Annotated in this window: 17 protein-coding genes and 1 pseudogene; 13 read left to right on the top strand and 5 right to left on the bottom strand. The window is 60.9% G+C overall.

The genetic code is table 11. The features are described 5' to 3' along the window. Positions 1–21 precede the first annotated feature (21 nt). Positions 22–819, bottom strand: coding sequence for a two-partner secretion domain-containing protein (locus AB4874_RS08635; protein ID WP_368391690.1), 798 nt, complete (start codon positions 817–819; stop codon positions 22–24). Between the two features lie 541 nt (positions 820–1,360). Here AB4874_RS08635 and AB4874_RS08630 point away from each other — a divergent pair. The 10 genes from AB4874_RS08630 to AB4874_RS08585 all read left to right on the top strand — a co-directional run bounded on the left by AB4874_RS08630 (position 1,361) and on the right by AB4874_RS08585 (position 9,985). Continuing rightward, positions 1,361–2,614 (top strand): ABC transporter substrate-binding protein, encoded by a 1,254-nt coding sequence (locus AB4874_RS08630; protein ID WP_368391689.1) that lies wholly within the window; start codon positions 1,361–1,363, stop codon positions 2,612–2,614. Positions 2,615–2,687: 73 nt separating this feature from the next. Then, positions 2,688–3,572 carry a branched-chain amino acid ABC transporter permease gene (locus tag AB4874_RS08625; protein WP_295536620.1) on the top strand — a complete coding sequence of 295 codons (885 nt, stop codon included), beginning with the start codon at positions 2,688–2,690 and terminating at the stop codon, positions 3,570–3,572. Beyond that, a complete protein-coding gene (locus AB4874_RS08620; RefSeq protein ID WP_368391688.1) occupies positions 3,565–4,497 on the top strand; it encodes a branched-chain amino acid ABC transporter permease in 933 nt (310 codons plus the stop codon). Before AB4874_RS08625 ends, AB4874_RS08620 begins: the two co-directional genes overlap by 8 nt. Next, positions 4,487–5,197, top strand: a complete 711-nt coding sequence (locus AB4874_RS08615; RefSeq protein WP_295536614.1) for an ABC transporter ATP-binding protein — start codon at positions 4,487–4,489, stop codon at positions 5,195–5,197. The genes AB4874_RS08620 and AB4874_RS08615 overlap by 11 nt, the downstream gene beginning before the upstream one ends. Beyond that, on the top strand, positions 5,194–5,910 hold the full coding sequence (locus tag AB4874_RS08610) for an ABC transporter ATP-binding protein (RefSeq protein WP_368391687.1): 717 nt from the start codon (positions 5,194–5,196) through the stop codon (positions 5,908–5,910). Before AB4874_RS08615 ends, AB4874_RS08610 begins: the two co-directional genes overlap by 4 nt. Before the next feature lie 483 nt (positions 5,911–6,393). Then, positions 6,394–7,458 carry a Hint domain-containing protein gene (locus AB4874_RS08605; protein ID WP_368391686.1) on the top strand — a complete coding sequence of 355 codons (1,065 nt, stop codon included), beginning with the start codon at positions 6,394–6,396 and terminating at the stop codon, positions 7,456–7,458. Between the two features lie 304 nt (positions 7,459–7,762). Further along, on the top strand, positions 7,763–8,191 hold the full coding sequence (locus AB4874_RS08600; RefSeq protein ID WP_368391685.1) for a hypothetical protein: 429 nt from the start codon (positions 7,763–7,765) through the stop codon (positions 8,189–8,191). Further along, complete coding sequence (locus AB4874_RS08595) at positions 8,188–8,859, top strand: Hint domain-containing protein (protein WP_368391684.1); 672 nt, start codon at positions 8,188–8,190, stop codon at positions 8,857–8,859. Before AB4874_RS08600 ends, AB4874_RS08595 begins: the two co-directional genes overlap by 4 nt. A gap of 234 nt (positions 8,860–9,093) precedes the next feature. Continuing rightward, positions 9,094–9,324, top strand: coding sequence for a cytochrome D1 domain-containing protein (locus AB4874_RS08590; RefSeq protein ID WP_438273461.1), 231 nt, complete (start codon positions 9,094–9,096; stop codon positions 9,322–9,324). Then, complete coding sequence (locus tag AB4874_RS08585; protein WP_368391683.1) at positions 9,236–9,985, top strand: CbiX/SirB N-terminal domain-containing protein; 750 nt, start codon at positions 9,236–9,238, stop codon at positions 9,983–9,985. The genes AB4874_RS08590 and AB4874_RS08585 overlap by 89 nt, the downstream gene beginning before the upstream one ends. Positions 9,986–10,706: 721 nt before the next feature. Here AB4874_RS08585 and AB4874_RS08580 read toward each other — a convergent pair. The 4 genes and pseudogenes from AB4874_RS08580 to AB4874_RS08570 form a co-directional block, all read right to left on the bottom strand. Continuing rightward, on the bottom strand, positions 10,707–10,919 hold the full coding sequence (locus AB4874_RS08580; protein ID WP_368391682.1) for a hypothetical protein: 213 nt from the start codon (positions 10,917–10,919) through the stop codon (positions 10,707–10,709). A 25-nt stretch (positions 10,920–10,944) separates the two neighbouring features. Beyond that, positions 10,945–11,232 (bottom strand): annotated as a pseudogene (locus AB4874_RS20055) (IS5/IS1182 family transposase); the annotation flags it as partial. 468 nt (positions 11,233–11,700) lie between these two features. Further along, positions 11,701–13,020: a sensor histidine kinase gene (locus tag AB4874_RS08575; protein WP_368391840.1), complete on the bottom strand. Its 1,320-nt coding sequence runs from the start codon at positions 13,018–13,020 to the stop codon at positions 11,701–11,703. Positions 13,021–13,049: 29 nt separating this feature from the next. After that, the gene (locus AB4874_RS08570; protein ID WP_295536595.1) at positions 13,050–13,745 is read right to left on the bottom strand and encodes a response regulator; all 696 of its coding nucleotides are present in this window, start codon (positions 13,743–13,745) and stop codon (positions 13,050–13,052) included. Between the two features lie 157 nt (positions 13,746–13,902). On the opposite strand from AB4874_RS08570, the gene dsbD reads away from it, so the two are divergent. Genes dsbD through AB4874_RS08555 form a run of 3 tightly spaced genes read left to right on the top strand, consistent with a single transcriptional unit; the run spans position 13,903 to position 17,056 of the window. Beyond that, positions 13,903–15,708, top strand: a complete 1,806-nt coding sequence (gene dsbD / locus AB4874_RS08565) for a protein-disulfide reductase DsbD (protein ID WP_368391681.1) — start codon at positions 13,903–13,905, stop codon at positions 15,706–15,708. Next, a complete protein-coding gene (locus tag AB4874_RS08560) occupies positions 15,705–16,460 on the top strand; it encodes a L,D-transpeptidase (protein ID WP_368391680.1) in 756 nt (251 codons plus the stop codon). Before dsbD ends, AB4874_RS08560 begins: the two co-directional genes overlap by 4 nt. Beyond that, the gene (locus AB4874_RS08555; RefSeq protein ID WP_368391679.1) at positions 16,457–17,056 is read left to right on the top strand and encodes a DsbA family protein; all 600 of its coding nucleotides are present in this window, start codon (positions 16,457–16,459) and stop codon (positions 17,054–17,056) included. The genes AB4874_RS08560 and AB4874_RS08555 overlap by 4 nt, the downstream gene beginning before the upstream one ends. Positions 17,057–17,102: the final 46 nt, after the last annotated feature.

Below are 17,102 nucleotides of genomic sequence, written 5' to 3'. Positions count from 1 at the left end.
AAGGGATCATTCGCCGTGACGTTAAAATTGCCCAGATCTGTGACCGCCGATGGCTCTGAAATCGCCCGAGCTCAGATCGGCGGTCACAGCCATCAGCGTGCCCACTTCGGTCGAGGCATAGTCCCTGCGGCCCTGCGTCACCTCAATCTGATCGCCCGGCACAAACCCGCTGATGCTGAAATCACCCGGCACCAGATTTGCCACCATGTTCCATCGTAGGCGCGCGCCGCCAGCCCCCAGCGCCGTCTTGCCGCCCGGCGTGATGATCTGCCCCTCATTGTCGACATGACGCCCGATGAAGGCGACATAGCCGCCTTGGCCCGCGCGGATCGTGCCGTCATTGGTGACGCCTGCCGTGCTGTCACCGCTGAAATTCAGCCGCCCGGCCATGAAATCGCTGTCGCTGATGCCCAGCGTCGAGACCAACAGACCGCCCGCGCTGACCTGCGCGCCGGGCGCGAAATAGACGCCATTTTGGTTGACCAGAAACACCTGACCATTCGCATCCATGCCGCCATAAATCGCGCTGGCAGTGTTGCCCACGACCCGGTTGAGCGCGACCGAGCTGGTCGAGGGTTGGGCGAAGGTCACGCGCTCCTGCGCGCCAATGTCAAAGCCTTGCCAGTTCAGGATCGCCTTGTCGCTGGACTGGGTAATCGTCATCTGGCTGCCGTTCTGCGCGATCGCGGCCTGCCCCGCCACAACCTGCCCGCCCGTGGGCAAAGCCTGCGCGCCAAGCGGCACCAACATGCCAAGCGTCAACGCCGCAGCCCCGGGCCCGACCATCTTGCGCATCAACCGGCGCAAACGACGCATCATCCGACGGTTCTTGCGCCCTGCCGTCCCCAGCCCGACCGAGATCAAAGTGGCGACGCACCAGCGTGACCAGATGCAGTCTGAGGGCCGAATTGCGCGGGCTGGGCCTTTCAAACGGACCGGCCCCTTTGCGTTTGCGCGGGCCGAAGGTTTGCCCCTCGGATCGGGTTTTGCGACCTGCAGGCCTAAGCAAGCCCGCCCCTCTGGCCCGGTGAAACGCGCAAGCCTGAATAGCCTTTTGCCAATCCCGATGAGCAGCCCTAGCCACCATGATCTCGGTCGGACTGGATATCATGGGCAGGATCTGGCTGGACGCGCCCCCGACCCGATCGTTTGTGGCGCTTTCACCGCGGCGTGACAGGCGCAAGCCTACGTTTTTCACGGCTTGGACATCCTGTCTTCACATTGGCGATGTGGGGCGCTCTCAAATGTTCGCCAAGTCGTGACAGGGATTGAATGGGCTGACCCCGAGGCGTGACTTAGGACAGCGCAAGAGGAGAACCGAAATAGCCCTGCAGTGTGGGGCATAAGGGAGGAAAAAATAATGACATTCACAGGTTCGAGGCTGATCGCAACCAGCGCCGCTTTGGCGCTTGCCGCCGCGATTGGAGCCACCGGCGCCAGCGCCGAAACCGCCCCCAGCGCCATCAAGATTGGCACGCTTTATGCGGGATCTGGCGAGTTTGCCGTCTCGTCGCAGGCGCAATATGACGGCCTGAAGTTCTGGGCCAAGAAGGTGAACAAGGACGGCGGCGTCTTTGTCAAAGCCTATAACAAGAAAATCCCGGTCAAGATTGTCGCCTATGACGACCAGAGTTCGACCTCGACCGCGACGACCCTTTATAATCAGTTGATCACGCAAGATCATGTTGACCTGCTGGTCGCTGATTTCGGCTCGGTGCTGACCTCGGTCGCGGTTCCGCTCGCCAAAGAGCACAATCAGCTTCTGGTCGACGTGACCGGATCGTCGGCAGGCTTTTTCAGCAGCGACAACAAGTATCTTGTCGATCTGTCGATCCCCTCATCGGGGGTGTGGCCCGTTCCGCTTGCCAAATACCTGATCAAGGAAGGGGTGACGAAGGTCGCGATTGTCTACGGCTCGAACGACTTTGACAGCTCGCAAGCCGATACGCTGAAGACCGAGTTGAAGAAGGCCGGCATCACGCCCGTTTATGACCATGCGGTGCCGACCAACGAGACGAACTACACCGTTCTTCTGCACGCCGCTGCCGCACGCAAGCCGCAGGCGATGGTGGAACTGGGCTACATGTCCAACGACGTGGCCTTCCTGAAGTCGCTCAAATCGAGCGGGCTGCATTTCCCGATGGTCTTCACGATTTTCCCCGGCCAGTTCAAGACGCTGATGGAAAAGAACGCAGGCAAGAATGCGCTGGCCTACACCTACTCCTATCCAGCCCCGCCAATGATCAAATATGACAAGGTCAGCCTTGGTCTGAACACCGATCAGTTCATCAAGGCTTGGGAGGCTGATGGCAGCAAATCCGCGCCCAACTTTGTCAACGCGGCGGGCTACAGCACCGGGATTCTGCTGAGCAAGGCTTTGGCCAGCGCGCCCGATATGAAGCAGCTTTCGATCCGCAGCGCGCTTGAGGGGCTGTCGGGCAACACCTCGACATTGGTCGGCCCCTTCGCCCTAAGCGATACAGGCGCGCAGATGGGTGAGAGGCTGCCGGTCGCGCAGTTCCAACCCCAAAAGGATGGCAGCCTGAAAACCGTCGTCGTCTATCCCGACAAAATGGCGACTGGCAAAGCAATCTATCCCTCCCCGCAGGGCTAAGCCCCGGCTTTGTAACATGAAACATGCAGGGCGGTCCCGGACTGAGGGCCGCCCTTTCTGACGGAGGGGGCGCATGACGGCGTTATTGGAATACGCGATCGTCGGAGGGGTGCTTTACGGCATCTTCTTTGGATTGGTGGCGGTTGGGCTGAACCTGATTTTCGGGGTGATGCGGATCATCAACCTTGCCCATGGCGAGTTCGTCGTGCTGGGGGGCTTTGGCGCTTATTGGCTGACCTCGGCATTCGGGCTGAACCCGCTTTGGGGTGTTCCGCTTGCGGCGCTTGGGGCGATCGTGATCGGCTTTCCGCTGTATTATGCCATCGTACCGCGGCTACAGCGCTCACGCGACCCCGAGATGCTGTCCTTCATCCTGTTCTTCGGGCTTGCGCAGGTCATTGAGGCGCTGGTGACGCTGGGCTTTGGTCCCGATCAACGGACCTTGCCATCAGATGCGCTTGGCGCGGGCAGCCCCGCGATGTTCGGGCAGGCCTTTCCCGACAGCTGGTGGTGGGCGGCGGGTGTTTCGGTCGTCGCGATCATCGGGCTTTGGCTATACCTCACCCGGACCCGGCTTGGATTTGCCACCCGTGCGATCATGGCCAACCGCGATGAGGCCTTGGCGACCGGGATCAGCGTTGATCGCGTTTCCGCCATCGCATTCGTCATCGGCCTTGCGCTGGCGGGCGCTGCGGGGGTGTTCGTGCCCTATCTGCAAGGCTCTGTCGCGCCGGGGATCGGCAACGATCTGACCACCACGTCTTTCGCAATCCTGATCATCGGATCGCTTGGCAATCCGATCGGAACGCTGTTTGGCGGGCTGGTATTTGGTGTCGGCTCGATGCTGATGCAAACCTTTTACGCCTCGTGGTCGAACCTTGTTCCCTACGTCCTGCTGGTCGCGATCGTGCTGATCCGTCCGCAGGGGCTTTTTGGAAAGTCGGTGCGTCATGCTTAAGTCGAATTTGTCTCGCGCCTGGCCGGGGATCTTAACTGCCGCGCTTTTGGCTTTGGTCTTTGCGCTCGCGCCGATGGGATATGGCAATACCTCACTGCTGTTCATGATGATGACCTTCATCGTCCTCGCCCAAGGGCTGAACCTGCTTTACGGGTTCACCGGCTATCTGCCCTTCGGCTATGTCGGGTTTTTCGGCACCGGAGCCTATGCGGCGGCGCTGATGGTGATGAAGCTGCACGCGCCGGTCTGGGCGGCGATGCTGTCGGGGCCGCTGGCGTCGATGGCGGTCGCGCTTATCTTGGGGCCGCTGCTGCGGCTGTCGGGGGCCTATTTCTCGATTGCCAACCTTGCCGCCTCGCAGATCCTGTTCTTTGTCGTGTCGAACCCGCATTTGGCGGACATCACAGGGGGGCCCTACGGCGTCAAGCTGGACCGGATCTTTGCCCCGACCGCCAGCTATGCTGCGATGATCGTGCTTGTTGCACTGACCACTCTGGTTGCGGCCTACTTTCGCCACTCGCGCTTTGGTCAGGGGCTGCGTGCGATGGCCGATGACCCCGTCAGCGCCGAGATGAGCGCGATCCCCGTCGTCCGAATGCGCCTGATGGCGTGGCTGACCTCTGCCGCCGTCGCGGGCCTTGCCGGGGCGCTTTACGCGTGGAACCTGTCGGTGTTTTACCCCGACGCGGTCTTCAGCTTGCAGATATCTGTCCTTGCAATCGTATTCGCGCTGTTTGGCGGGGTCGGCACTGTGTTGGGGCCGATCATCGGCGCGGGGCTGCTCTATGCGCTTTACAACGCGATCGGCATTTCGGCACCGCAATATTTCCAGCTGATCTACGGCGTCCTGATCGTCGGGCTGGTGATGTTCTTGCCTGAGGGGATCGTCTCGCTGCTGACCCGGAGGGGCATCAATGTCTTCTGAACCGCTTCTGAAACTGTCTGGCATCGAGAAGTCCTTTTCCGGGCTGAAGGTTCTCAACGGTGTGAACTTTGAGCTGCAAGAGGGGGAAATCATTGGGCTTGTCGGGCCGAACGGGTCTGGCAAAACCTCGGTCATCAACCTGATCTCGGGTGTGTTGCGCCCCGAAGCGGGCACGATCCAATTCAACGGCTCCGAGGTTCAGACCCTGCCAAGCCATACCCGCGTGAAGGCCGGGATCAACCGGTCGTTTCAGGTTCCCAAATGCTTTGTCTCGATGACCGTGCGCGAAAATATCGAGGTCGCGGCACATTTCAGCGGTCATGCGGGCGATACATCCGCGATCTTGTCCGAGATCGGGCTGGAGCATTTGGCCGACAAGTCTGCCGGGGCGTTGACGGCAAATCAGCAGAAAATGCTAGACCTCGGGCGGGCGCTTGCGACGGGGCCAAAACTGCTGCTGGTCGATGAAATCGGCGCGGGTTTGAACCCCGCGGAACTGTCCGGCATTGCGACCCTTCTCAAGGGCATCGCTGCGCGCGGCGTGTCGCTGATCGTGGTCGAGCATCTGATGGAGTTTCTCAACGCGCTGACCGAGCGGGTGATCGTGTTGTCTGCGGGCAAGATCATTTTTGAGGGCAGTCTCGCGGCCGCCTCTCGGGATGCAGCTGTGGTCACCGCGTTTTTTGGAGGTGCGGCATGAGTGCGTTGCTGGAAGTCGACAAGGTTGAGGCGGGTTACGGCGATGTGCAGGTGCTTTGGGGCGCCGACATGATCGTCGCCAAGGGCGAGACCGTGCTGTTGATGGGCGTGAATGGCGCTGGCAAAACAACGCTGCTGCGCAGCTTGGTCGGGTTGCAGCCCTGCCGTGGCGGCGCGATCCGCCTGAACGGCGAAGATATCAGCGCGCTGCACCCCGACGCGCGGATCCGGCGCGGCATGGCCTACATGTCTGAACTGGGGGTTTTCCCGACGCTGTCGATTGCTGAAAACCTGCGACTTGGGGCCTATGCGCTGTCGGGGGCGCAGGCGCGGCAGCGGGCCGATCAGATGTATCAGATGTTTCCCGATCTCGCGAAAAAGCGGCGCGCTGCGGCGGCGTCTCTGTCGGGCGGACAGCGCAAGATGCTGGGCCTTGCCAAGACGCTGATGTCGGGGGCAGAGCTGATCTTGCTGGACGAGCCGTCGTCGGGTCTGGCGCCGGTCTTTGTCAGTCAAGTGATCGAGACGCTGAAAGAGGTGATCGGGACCGGGACATCGCTGCTGATCGCTGAGCAAAACATCGCCTTTCTGGCGCTTGCTGATCGGGGCTATCTGATGGATCACGGACGTATGGCAGTGTCTGGCACGCGCGCTGAGTTGGAAGACTCGGACGCGGTGCGAAAGGCGTATTTCGGTGTGAGTGCAAACGGTTAGGCGGCGTCTTTTATCCAAGGGCAGGCCGACGCCCCCCTGCCCTTTCTTGAAACCTAAGATGCAAAACTTGCGCCTTAATACTGTGACGCCCCCCACTGACAGGCGCGGCCTCTGTCTCGCGCAGGCGTCTTCGCGTGCTTGCACTCCCCATCTTGCGAGTTCGCCGCCGCGCCCTCTCCTTGCCCCAAGCGATTATGACCAAGGCGGCGGGGATCAGCATCCCGACACTGCGCAATCTCGAATGAGGTAGCGAACAATCTGGCGCGTTCGATCCGTTTGTTTCCGCTCTGAAAACAGTTGGCAGATCTGAACTGACGGATTCGTGGAATTTTCGTGCATTTGGCAACTTATGGTTGCATCTTTGCGTTTTGCACATCCTATTAGAGAGGCACACGGGACTGTTAAGCCAGCGATGGCACCTTTTCGAGTCCGCCCACGGGCGCGCATGAGAAGGAGGCAACGCAATTTTTCCGGGGTATCTTTATGGTGACGCGCACCACGACTCTTGACGATCTTTACACGTTCGACGGCTCACTGCTGACGGTTGGTCAGACCTATGCCCTCTCTGCGTTTTCCAGCGAGCCCGACGCCACTCTCACGCTTGATGATGTGAACAATGACCGCGTGATTGACCCGACCGAGACCACTCAGCTCGGGGGCGAGACAGTCGATGCGGTCTATAGCGGCAGTTCCACAATCGGCGTGTCGCTTCTGGGGATTCAGGTCGATCTGTCCTCGCCCGCCGCCGTGACGGTCTATGACATCAATGGCGTTTCCCATCTCGATTATGTCGATACAAATCAGGCTGAACTTCTGGATGGTCTGGCATCGCAGATTCTCGAGACACCTGCGCTGTCCACCACGCTCAGATCGCTTAACATTAATAATGCAAACCAGCTTGTCCGATATCTGGAAAACAACGCGGTCCTGACGTTTGATCTTACGCCCGGGGCTGATTTTCCAGTCTGCTTTGCTCAAGGCACGCGGATCATTACGCGCAAGGGCGCCCTGCGGATCGAAAACCTGCGCGTCGGCGACAAAGTGTTGACCCGGGACAATGGCTACAAGGAAATCCGGTGGATCGGACAAAGTTCGGTCGCGGCCTATGGGAAATTCGCCCCGATCCTGTTTCACCCTGGCGCCTTGGGAAACCAGTTCGAGCTTTTGCTTTCAGCCGAGCACCGGGTGCTGTTGTCGGGCTGGCAATGCGAATTGCTCACCGGCGAAACAGAGACACTGATCGCGGCAAAGCATCTTGTGAACAATCCCTTGGTCGAGAGACGTGTCGGTGGCCTGATCACCTATTATCATATCCTGTTCGAGCAGCATGAAATCGTGTTTGCGAACGGTGCTGCCTGCGAAAGCTTTTATCCCAACAGGATGGCGATGCAGGCCTTGGACACCTCAAGCTGCCACGAGATCGTCTCGCTCTTTCCCGAGTTGCACCCTCTGCACCACGAGGTGCCGGTTGCTGCCCGCAAGATCCTGCGCAAGCACGAGGCGCAACTGGTGGCCCGCAAATTTTTTCGCTCATCTACAAGGTCATAAAGCCCGGTCACGGGCTCGAAAACCAGCAATCGTCAACAGGGGCAATTCCGTTGCCTTGACACTGCGGAAGTGATCACGAAACGGCGGCAGGGTTAATTCCTTCGCTACCATTCCCAGTGCGCTTGAAGAAAATCGACTGTTTCGCGTCTCGTTGTGCGCAATGAACTGAAGCCTACGATATGTAGATCGCTGGCGGAATCTTGCCTGAAAATCGCTATCCACATGGCGTAGGTGCGTCGGCCCAGCTATCGTATAGGTTGTATTTTTTTGACCAGTTACACTGCCACCAACAAGGACGCTAACCATGGCTGGCGAACAGTTTCTACTATCGGGCGATCAGCTAGCCACCTATCAAGGTTCATCGACAAGTTACCCACCGCCTGACTATCAAACCAACCCGACGATCTCGGGGATCTCAGCCCTTGGGTCCGCAGCCGACCGTTTTGTCCTTGTTCGAATACAAGGCAGCGGTGATCCAATCCAGAATAGCGATCTTTTCGCCATTTATCCTGCGGTGGACAATGGAAGCGGCACGCTTGTACCCGATTTGACGCAACCGCTTTTCCAGTTAGCAACCGCAACTCCCGATGCCTATCAATCGAACGGCAGCGACGGCTTAGGGGCTGGTGATGATTATCTCGCGCTCGGCCTGTTCAATGGGCCCAAGATCCTCGTGAAACTGATGGCATCAACGGCCAAGACAGCTTCACTGTCGCGCGCGGCGAAGATGTGACTGGCAACGATGGGGAAATGTCGCTTGAGGAACTGACGGCTGCAAACCCGGATCAGGTTGTGTGCTTTGCTGAAGGAAGCCCCATCGCGACGATCAATGGGGAGATACCGGTCGAACGTCTGAAAATCGGAGACAAAGTGCTGACCTATGACCACGGGTTTCAGCCTATCCGGTGGATCGGGTCATCGACGGTCACGTTCAATAGCATGAACGACGACCTTGTTCCGATCCGGATCGAAGCGCATGCGATGGGGCGCGGCCAACCTGATTGCACGATAATGGTTTCACCTGCGCATCGGATCTTGTGGAAAAGTGTGCGCGCTGAAATCATGTTTGGTGAACCCGAGGTTCTTGTCGCGGCGCGGCATATGGTCAATGGCAAGAACGTGCGCCGCGAGACCAGCATGAAAACTGTGACCTACTGGCATTTCATGTTTGAAGAGCATGAGGTTGTCTTCTCAGCCGGTCTCAAAACCGAGAGCTTTTTCCCAGCGGCCTACGGCATAAGCACGATGGCGCGGGAGAGCCGGCAGGAATTGCTGCGCCTCTTTCCTGAACTGGCGTCTGGTGGCCGGATACGCGCGAAAGATGCGGCACGTCCCGTGCTGCGCGCCTATGAGTTCAAGGCGCTTCAAGCCTCTCTCGGTGAAGGTCAGACTTTGGCCTGATTGGTATCGCGTCGCGTTTCGACGACAGCGGAACGGCTTTGATAACCGGCACATCACAGGATGACGGTCAGGGGCTATTGCGGCTGCCCGACGGGACGGAGCAACACATCCTTGCCGCGCGCGATGATCCCCGAATTGCCGCATCCTGATCAGTGCCAGCCGCTTGGGCGACAAGTCTGAGCGGGATCGACACCTGCTGCTGGTTGCTCAAGACGCTTGGCTCCGGGCAAAACCGTGGCGCATATCGCGTTTACCTGCGATGGCAAATATGCCTTGGTTTCGATCTGGGAAGACGACGGCGCGGTGATCGTCTACGATGCCAAAACGCTTGCAGAACTGCGCCGCGGGGCGATGCGCAAACGATCGGGAAAATACAATGTTTGGAACAAGTTCACAGTCGCGGATGGCACCAGTGACGGCCCCCGGCCTTCTCATTGTCGCCCATGGCAGCCCGTCCGAGCCTGAGCCGCAGGAAGAGGCGCTGCGCGCTTTGGGCCGCGCTGTGGGCGAACACCTGCCAGGCTGGCGCGTCGAGGGCACGACATTGGCGGCCGAGGGCTGTTTTGAGGCCGCCGTTGCGCGGCTGGGGCGGCCGGTGGTCTATCCGTTCTTCATGTCCGAGGGCTGGTTCACGGGCCGGTTCCTTGCCGGAAAAACATCAGAGCTGGGCCTTGAACAGCTTGCCCCCTTCGGCGTCGATCCCGCATTGCTGGCCTGCGCGGCGGCACGCCTCATGGCCACATTGCAGTCGCAGGGCTGGGCCAGCCGCGACACCGCCCTTCTGCTCGCCGCCCATGGCAGCGCGCGCTCGAAAACCAGCGCCGACGCGCCGCGCGCTTTCGCCGAGAAACTGGCGCAAGCAATCGGGTTTCGCAGCGTGACGACCGGCTTTGTCGAGCAGCCCCCCTACCTCACCGATGCCGCCCGCGATCTGGATCAGGCGATGTGCCTTGCGTTCTTCGCCCTGCGCTCGGGCCATGTCGAAGGCGACCTGCCCGAAGCGTTCCGCGCGGCGGGCTTTGGCGGCCCCGTCCTTCCGCCTTTCATCGAATGGAACGAGGTGCCAAAGCTGATCGCACAAGGCACCCTGCGCCAAATCGACCAGCAAAAAGAGACGATCAGATGAACATGCGCAAACCTCTCCCCGCGACATGGGCGGCGGCGCGCTGGGTGCAGCATCTGATCGCCGAGGCCGAGCCCACACCGTCCTAAAAGGCCCGATCGGCAAGATCGACTGTGCCGATAGCGCAATCTCGCCCAGCGCGTTCGGTCTTGGCGATCCGCTACGCTGCGGTCTCGCCGCTGAGATTGCACGCCAACAAGCGCCCGCGCTGGTGCGGTCCTTAAGGTGATCGACAATTGCGATCCCATAGGTAGCTGTGTCCTGCATCCCCGCATTCAATGCGTGATCATCTGTCACGATCCGGGCCGCGGCGTGACAGGGAAGCGCCGTTTCAATCTGATCTCTCCGCCAAAGCCGGGGCGCGATGGCGGCCGGGTCTTGCGCGCGTTAACCGGGGCGATGCGCGCTGAGCCACTCCACCCGCATATGACTCACATGGCCATCGTCATAGTGGAGCATCACTTCGTCCCCCTGACGCTGCGCAGAGCTCAGCACCGGTGACGCTTGCAATGCAAGCAAATCCAGCAGGCGTTCATGGGTCTGCGGATGCAAGCCCGACGGGAAATTGTCGCGCAGCCAGATGGTTGGGAATGACGTCTAGATCTCATCTCCCCCAGTCACGACACGCGTGTCAGCGCGGCCCACAAGAGTGTTCACGGCCTTCGGATATCCTGTTCAGCTTGAGAGGATGATCGCAAGTAAGGGATCAACGGCAGGGTGGCGGTTACATCATCAGAGCCTGGGCGAACAGCATCTCGACCTTCTTCCGGAGGTTCTTGGCGATTGCGTATTGCGTGGTCTGAGCGATCGCACGGACCCGATCGCGGGATGGTTCGTAAAACGACCGGAGCACCTTGCGTGCAGGTTCCTTCGGGCCGCCGCGCGATTTCAGCTCGCAGACATCGCAATCGGCCTTGCTCGCCCAGTAGCGGAGCATGCCATCCTCCTCTGGTTTCTTCTCCGAAGCTATCGCTCACCCTGTCAATCCTCCTCCGCACCAATCCAACCTCGGCTTGGCGGATCGAGCGCGTGGCCTCCACGTCGAGGATCATGCCGTTGTCGGTGTCGGTGGCGATCAAGTCGTTGATGGAGTCGGTAAAATAGGCTGGCCCGCCTCTTGCCCCGGTCCACTGCGACGCCGGTTCGGAATGCGAGGCGAACTTCGGCTCGACCGGGCGGGCCGCGCCGAACGCCGCCTCATCGAGCGTGGCCCGGTGGAGCTGTAGAACGGGGCCAGATGCTGCCGGATTCCGGCCAGATCCACAAATCGGTCCGCCGCCCGGAGTATATGATCGGGCGGGGCATGTGCTTCGATTGAGATTTCATAGACCAGAGCACTCTGCGCTTGCTGTCAGGATCCCATCATCTCCGCCCACCTCCAGCTGCTACAGGGGAATTGAATCAGCGCTCAGGGGTTCGAGCAAACAGAGCTTTTCAACGAAATAAGCACATAGCTGCTGTTGGTGGCGGGCGCAGCGTCCAGCAGTATGGGCTCAAAGCAGACATGCAACGGCTCGGCGTAGCCTTCCCGGCACAATCGCGGTCACTATCGACGGTCCCACGTTTGGGCCGCTGTAGCGTGTAGTCGGGGGGCAAACTGGGCAGACCACCACGCTGAATGGCATTGCTGACGCAAAATCAGTGAACGACTTTGGCTGCATACGACAGGGGGCTTTATCGCTCTCGACTCGTTAATTCAGGCGCGAATTTTAGCAGGGTCAACCGTCTCGCGCGGCGTTCCGATCAACCGCATGACATCTGGTTCGGGACAACGCCACGATAGTGTGGTGGCCGTCGGCGCGCCTCTCAAAGCGAATATCGCCGCTCGCCGCCGTAATCGCGTCGGTGGCGATTGCCAGACCCAGACCGGAGCCGGACGGATCGACATTGTTACCCTTAACGAACTTCTCCTGCGCCTGCCCTGCGATGGCGGGCGGCAAGCCCGGGCCGCCATCGCGAATGTCGATGAGAACACGCGCCTCGGTATCGCTGACTTTCACGAGCACATCAGAGCCCGTCGGGCTGGCCTGAATGGCATTCTCGATCAGGTTGCGCAGGGCAATCGTGAGCAGAAATGGATCACTTGAAAGGGTCAGCGACCGCGTGGAGGGCTCCAGCGCGAGGCTGATGGTTCTACGATCTGCGACCTCGGTCAGATCGGCAAGCACCTGCTGTAGCAGGCCTTGCAGTTCGAGCGGTGCCGATCGAGTCTCGCGGCTTTCGACCTGCGCGAGATCCAACAGTTGATGCACCATGCGATCAGTGCGGTCCACCGATGTGGAAATCGCCTCGAGCGCGCGGGCGCGCGTCGCCTGATCGGGCGCCCGACGTGCAATATGGGCCTGCGTCTTGAGCCCGGCGAGCGGCGTTTTCATCTCATGGGCCGCATAGGCGATGAAGTCGCGCTCGCGTTCGCGCGCCCGTGCAAGCCGCGCGAGTAGATCGTCAAGCGCGCCCGCGAGTGGCCGGATTTCGCGCGGGCGCTGCTTTGACTCGGGCAGCGCACCGAGATCGTCCGTGCGCCGCGCCTCAAGATCGCGCGCGAAACGGGCCAGCGGAGCGAGCCCGGTGGTGATGGACAGCCAGATCAGCCCCCACATCACCGGCAAGATCACCACGGCGGGCCAGAGAAACCCTGCGATGACATCACGCACCAACCGATCGCGAATGGCCAGACTATCCCCCACCGTGACCTGCCCGCCAAGATCGGGGTCAACGATGGTATAGACACGCAGCGCCTTGCCGTCGCGCGTGATCGTGCGAAAGCCGGTGGCGTCTGCTGGCACCATCTGCTCGCGCGGCGCCCCGGTCGAGCGCCCAACGAGCCCGCTCGAGAAGGACCATATCTGGCAGAACTGCTGATGTTCATAATCCGCGCTTGCCGGCAATGAGATCTGAGCCGGGTCATCGCGATTGAGTGCAATCTGGTTCTTAGACACCAGTGAAGTGACCATCTGCGCGGCTTCCACCAGCCGCGCGTCGAGCACCCGCGTCAACTCGGCGCGGGTCGACTGTTCGATCCACAGAACCGCTGACAGCCAGACCGCCAGTGTAGCACCCGTAAGGATCAGGAAGAGGCGGAGACGGAGCGAGATGGCGTTTTCTCCTCTGGGCGCAGCCGGTAGCCGATGCCGCGCAGGGTTTCGATGAAGTCACGCCCAAGCTTGGCGCGCAGGTGGTGGATATGAACCTCGACGGCGTTGCTCTCGACCTCTTCGTCCCAGCCGTAAAGCCGATCCTCGAGATCGGATTTCGCAAGCACCCGTCCGGGCCGTTCGGCTAAGGCCTGCAAAACCGAGAATTCGCGGCGCGAAAGCTTCAGCGGGCGGCCATTGATCGCGGCCGTATGCGCGCCGGGATCCAGTTCGAGACCGTCATGGGTGATGTGTCCGCTAGCCCGCCCTTCTGCGCGTCGGGCCAGGGCGCGCAGCCGCGCTGCGAGTTCGTCGAAATCGAAAGGCTTGCCAAGATAGTCATCCGCCCCGGCATCAAGCCCAGCGACCCGGTCTTGCACCTGATCGCGCGCGGTCAGCAGCAGGACCGGCAGGCCCGCACGGCGTGAACGCAGCTCGCGCAACAACTCCAGCCCAGAGCCATCGGGAAGCATCAGATCAAGCACCAAGGCTGTGTAGTCGTTTCCAGCCAAAGCCGCGCGCGCATCTTCAAGGCATCCCACCACGTCCGCCGTGAACCCAGCCATGCCAAGCCCGACCCGAAGGCCATCGGCCAGAATGCTGTCATCTTCAACGACGAGTATGCGCATGTTTTCTCCTTCACCGCCCTTGGAGCGCGCCAACCTTAAGGCTGACTTAAGATTCGCCGGCAATTCGGCCAGCATGATTGCACGACCTTCACCCCTCCCGCCATGCCGTGCCCTCTGGGTACTCTTTCTGGCTTTCGCTCTGTTGCCCGGCCTCGCCGTGGCACAAGGGTTCGAATTGCTTAAACCCTCGGGCGCAGGCCCGTTACCGCCCGATGAGGCCTTTCAGGTCTCGACCGAGTGGCAAGACGACGGAACGCTCGCAGTTTCGATCGCAATCGCGAAGGGCTATTACCTCTATCGAGATCACCTGACTGTCAGCACCGATAGCGGGGCCAAGCCGCAGATCGATTCAGAACCGGGTGAGACAAAAAATGACCCAAATTTCGGCACGGTAGAGGTCTGGCACAGTCACACACAAGCCACCGTGAGCAAGATCACGGGGCCGTTCACGCTGCACTGGCAGGGCTGCGAGGAAAAAGGTCTTTGCTATCCGCCGCAAAGCCGTGAGATCAAGCCACCGGCACAGTTGGCCACTGCGGGGTCCGCATGGGGCACGACAAGCCAAGCTTTTGAGACGCCTGACTACGCCACGACAAACAAGGTCGCCGCAACAGCTTTGACCAAGACGGCTTCGTCTGCGGACACCCCGCTCAGAATATTTTCAGGGAACGGGCTGGTCGCGGGTATTGCGGCGCAGGGCGGCTGGCTGCTGGTGGTGGCAAGCTTTTTCGGCTTCGGCCTGTTATTGGCTTTCACCCCCTGCGTCCTGCCTATGGTGCCTATCGTGGCCGGGATGTTGGGGGCGCAGGGCAAGGGCCTGACACCGCTTCGCGGGCTGGCGCTGACGGGCACTTACGTCTTGGCGATGGCTCTGGCCTTCGGGTTGCTGGGGGTGGTTGCGGCTTGGTCGGGGCAGAACCTGCAATTTGTGATGCAGGCGCCTGCGACGGTCATTGCCTTGGCGGTGCTGTTTGGGCTGCTAGCGCTCTCCTCTTTCGGTCTGTTCGCGCTGCACCTGCCGCAGGGGCTGACCACGCGGATCAGCGCGTTGAAAGGATCGAGCGGCTCGCTTGTGGGGGCGGCCCTTCTGGGCTTTACCTCGACGCTGATCGTGGGGCCCTGTGTGACGGCGCCGCTCGCAGGAGCTTTTCTCTACATTGCCCAAACAGGCGATACCGGGTTGGGCGCCGCGGCACTGTTTGCGCTGGGATTGGGTCAGGGCGTGCCGCTCTTGGGCGTCGGAGTGTTCGGTGCGGCCATCCTGCCGCGCATGGGCGCGTGGATGACCGGGATCAACCGCGCCTTCGGGTTCATCTTTCTGGGCGTAGCTGTCTGGCTGCTTGATCGCGTGATATCGGGGCCGGCGGTGCTGGCGCTTTGGGCGCTGTTGTTGATTGGCTTCGGTGTCTGGCTTGGCGGTCGTGATCGCTTCGACGCGCAAACCTCAGCGCTGCGCCGCTTTGGCGGAGCGCTAGGCGTCGCGGCGCTTCTCACAGGCGCTATCGAGGCCATTGGCGCAGCATCTGGCGCCACCGACCCGCTGCGTCCACTGGGGCGGCTCGCTACTGGCTCTGCGCGCGATACTCAGACGGGCAACCTGACCGAGGCGGATTTCCTGCATGTCGAGACACCCGAAGACCTGAAGAGCGCACTTGCAAGCGCGCAGGGTAAGCCAGTGCTGTTGAATGTCACAGCCAAGTGGTGCACCGAATGCGCCACCATCGCGCGTGAGGTCATCCCCGACCCTCAGGTTCAAGCGGCTTTGCGGCAGGTCACCCGGATCGCGGTCGATGTCACCAAGACCGGCGCGCCGCAGCAAGCCCTTCTGAAATCTCTGGGCGTGATCGGCCCGCCGACGCTGATTTTCCTGACCCCCGAGCATCGCGAAGCCCAAGGCACCCGCCTGATTGGCGATGTGACCGCGCCCGCCCTCACCGCATCGCTCAAGGAGATCGCACAATGACGCATGCAAAAATCGCCATGCTCGCCCTCGTGGTGCTTGCCGCTTGTGCGCCCGAGCCGCCCAAGACGGCCCCCGCCCCGGCCCCACCGCAGCTTAGCGCGCATCTGCGTGCGATCTATGGCCCAACCGAGGATGACGGCCGCACGATCCCGGCGGTCAATCCGAAATATCTCAGCGAGGAGAAAGCCCGTCAGGAGGTCGATTACTGGACGGATGAGCCGCCCGGCACGATTGTCGTCGATCCTTGGGCGCGCAAGCTTTACCTCGTGCAAAAGGACAACCGCGCGCTGCGCTACACCGTTGCGGTGGGCGAAGACGGGCGCGGATTTGCTGGCAAGGGTCACGTTCCCTATCAGCGCGACTGGCCAAGCTGGACGCCGACGCAGAACATGATCAAGGACGATCCCGCGCTTTACGGCCCCGTCAAAAATGGGCTCAAGGGCGGGCTCGACAATCCGCTGGGCTCGCGTGCACTTTACCTGCATCGCGGCAATCGCGACACGTTCTACCGCATCCATGGCACGATGGACGATTCCAGCATCGGCAAGGCAACCTCGGCAGGCTGTATCCGACTGTTCAACCAAGACATCATCGACTTGGCTGACCGGGTGCGCTCGGGCACGGATGTTGTCGTGCTGACGCGCGCGCAAAGCGGTCAGGGCACGGTGCCGCCGGGCCAGCCGCTGCCGCCGGTGCCCTATAGCGCCGATGATTTCCCCAATCCCGAAACTTCCGTAGGAGACCAGACATGATCGACCGTAGAACCTTTCTTGCCCTTACCGGCACCGCGCTGATCCTGCCCCGCGCAAGCCTTGCCGCCGATATCACCCCTGAAGCCGTCTTTAACGACCCTGATGCCCCCGCGATGGGCAATCCCAAGGGCGACGTGACCCTTGTCGAGTTCTTTGATTACCAATGCCCCTATTGCAAATCGAACCACCCGGTCGTCGAGCAGGTGATGAAAGAAGACGGCAATCTGCGTGTCGTCATGAAGGATTGGCCGATCTTTGGCGCACCGTCGGTTTATGCCTCGCAACTGGTGCTGGGCGCGCAGAGCATGGGCAAGTACCAAACCGCGCTCGAGGCGCTGATGGCGACGAAAGGCAAGCTCTCAAACGCGCAGATCGAGTCTGTGCTCAGCGCGGTGGGCGTGGATCCGAAACAAGCCGAGGCCGGTTACAAAGCCAATCGCAAACAGATCGACGCACTGCTGATACGCAATGACGCGCAAGCGGTGGCCATCGGGTTGCGCGGCACACCTGCCTATATCATCGGGCGCGATGTCTATCCGGGCGCGGTTGACGCCGCCACTTTGCGCAATGCGATCAAGACTGCCCGCGCGGCTTGAGACCTGCAGTTTCTGGTCTCCGGCTGCCCAAGATGCTGCCGGAGAC

The organism is Thioclava arctica (assembly GCF_040892615.1).
In the GTDB taxonomy this organism is placed as follows: domain Bacteria; phylum Pseudomonadota; class Alphaproteobacteria; order Rhodobacterales; family Rhodobacteraceae; genus Thioclava; species Thioclava arctica.
This window is presented reverse-complemented; position numbering and strand designations above follow the sequence as displayed.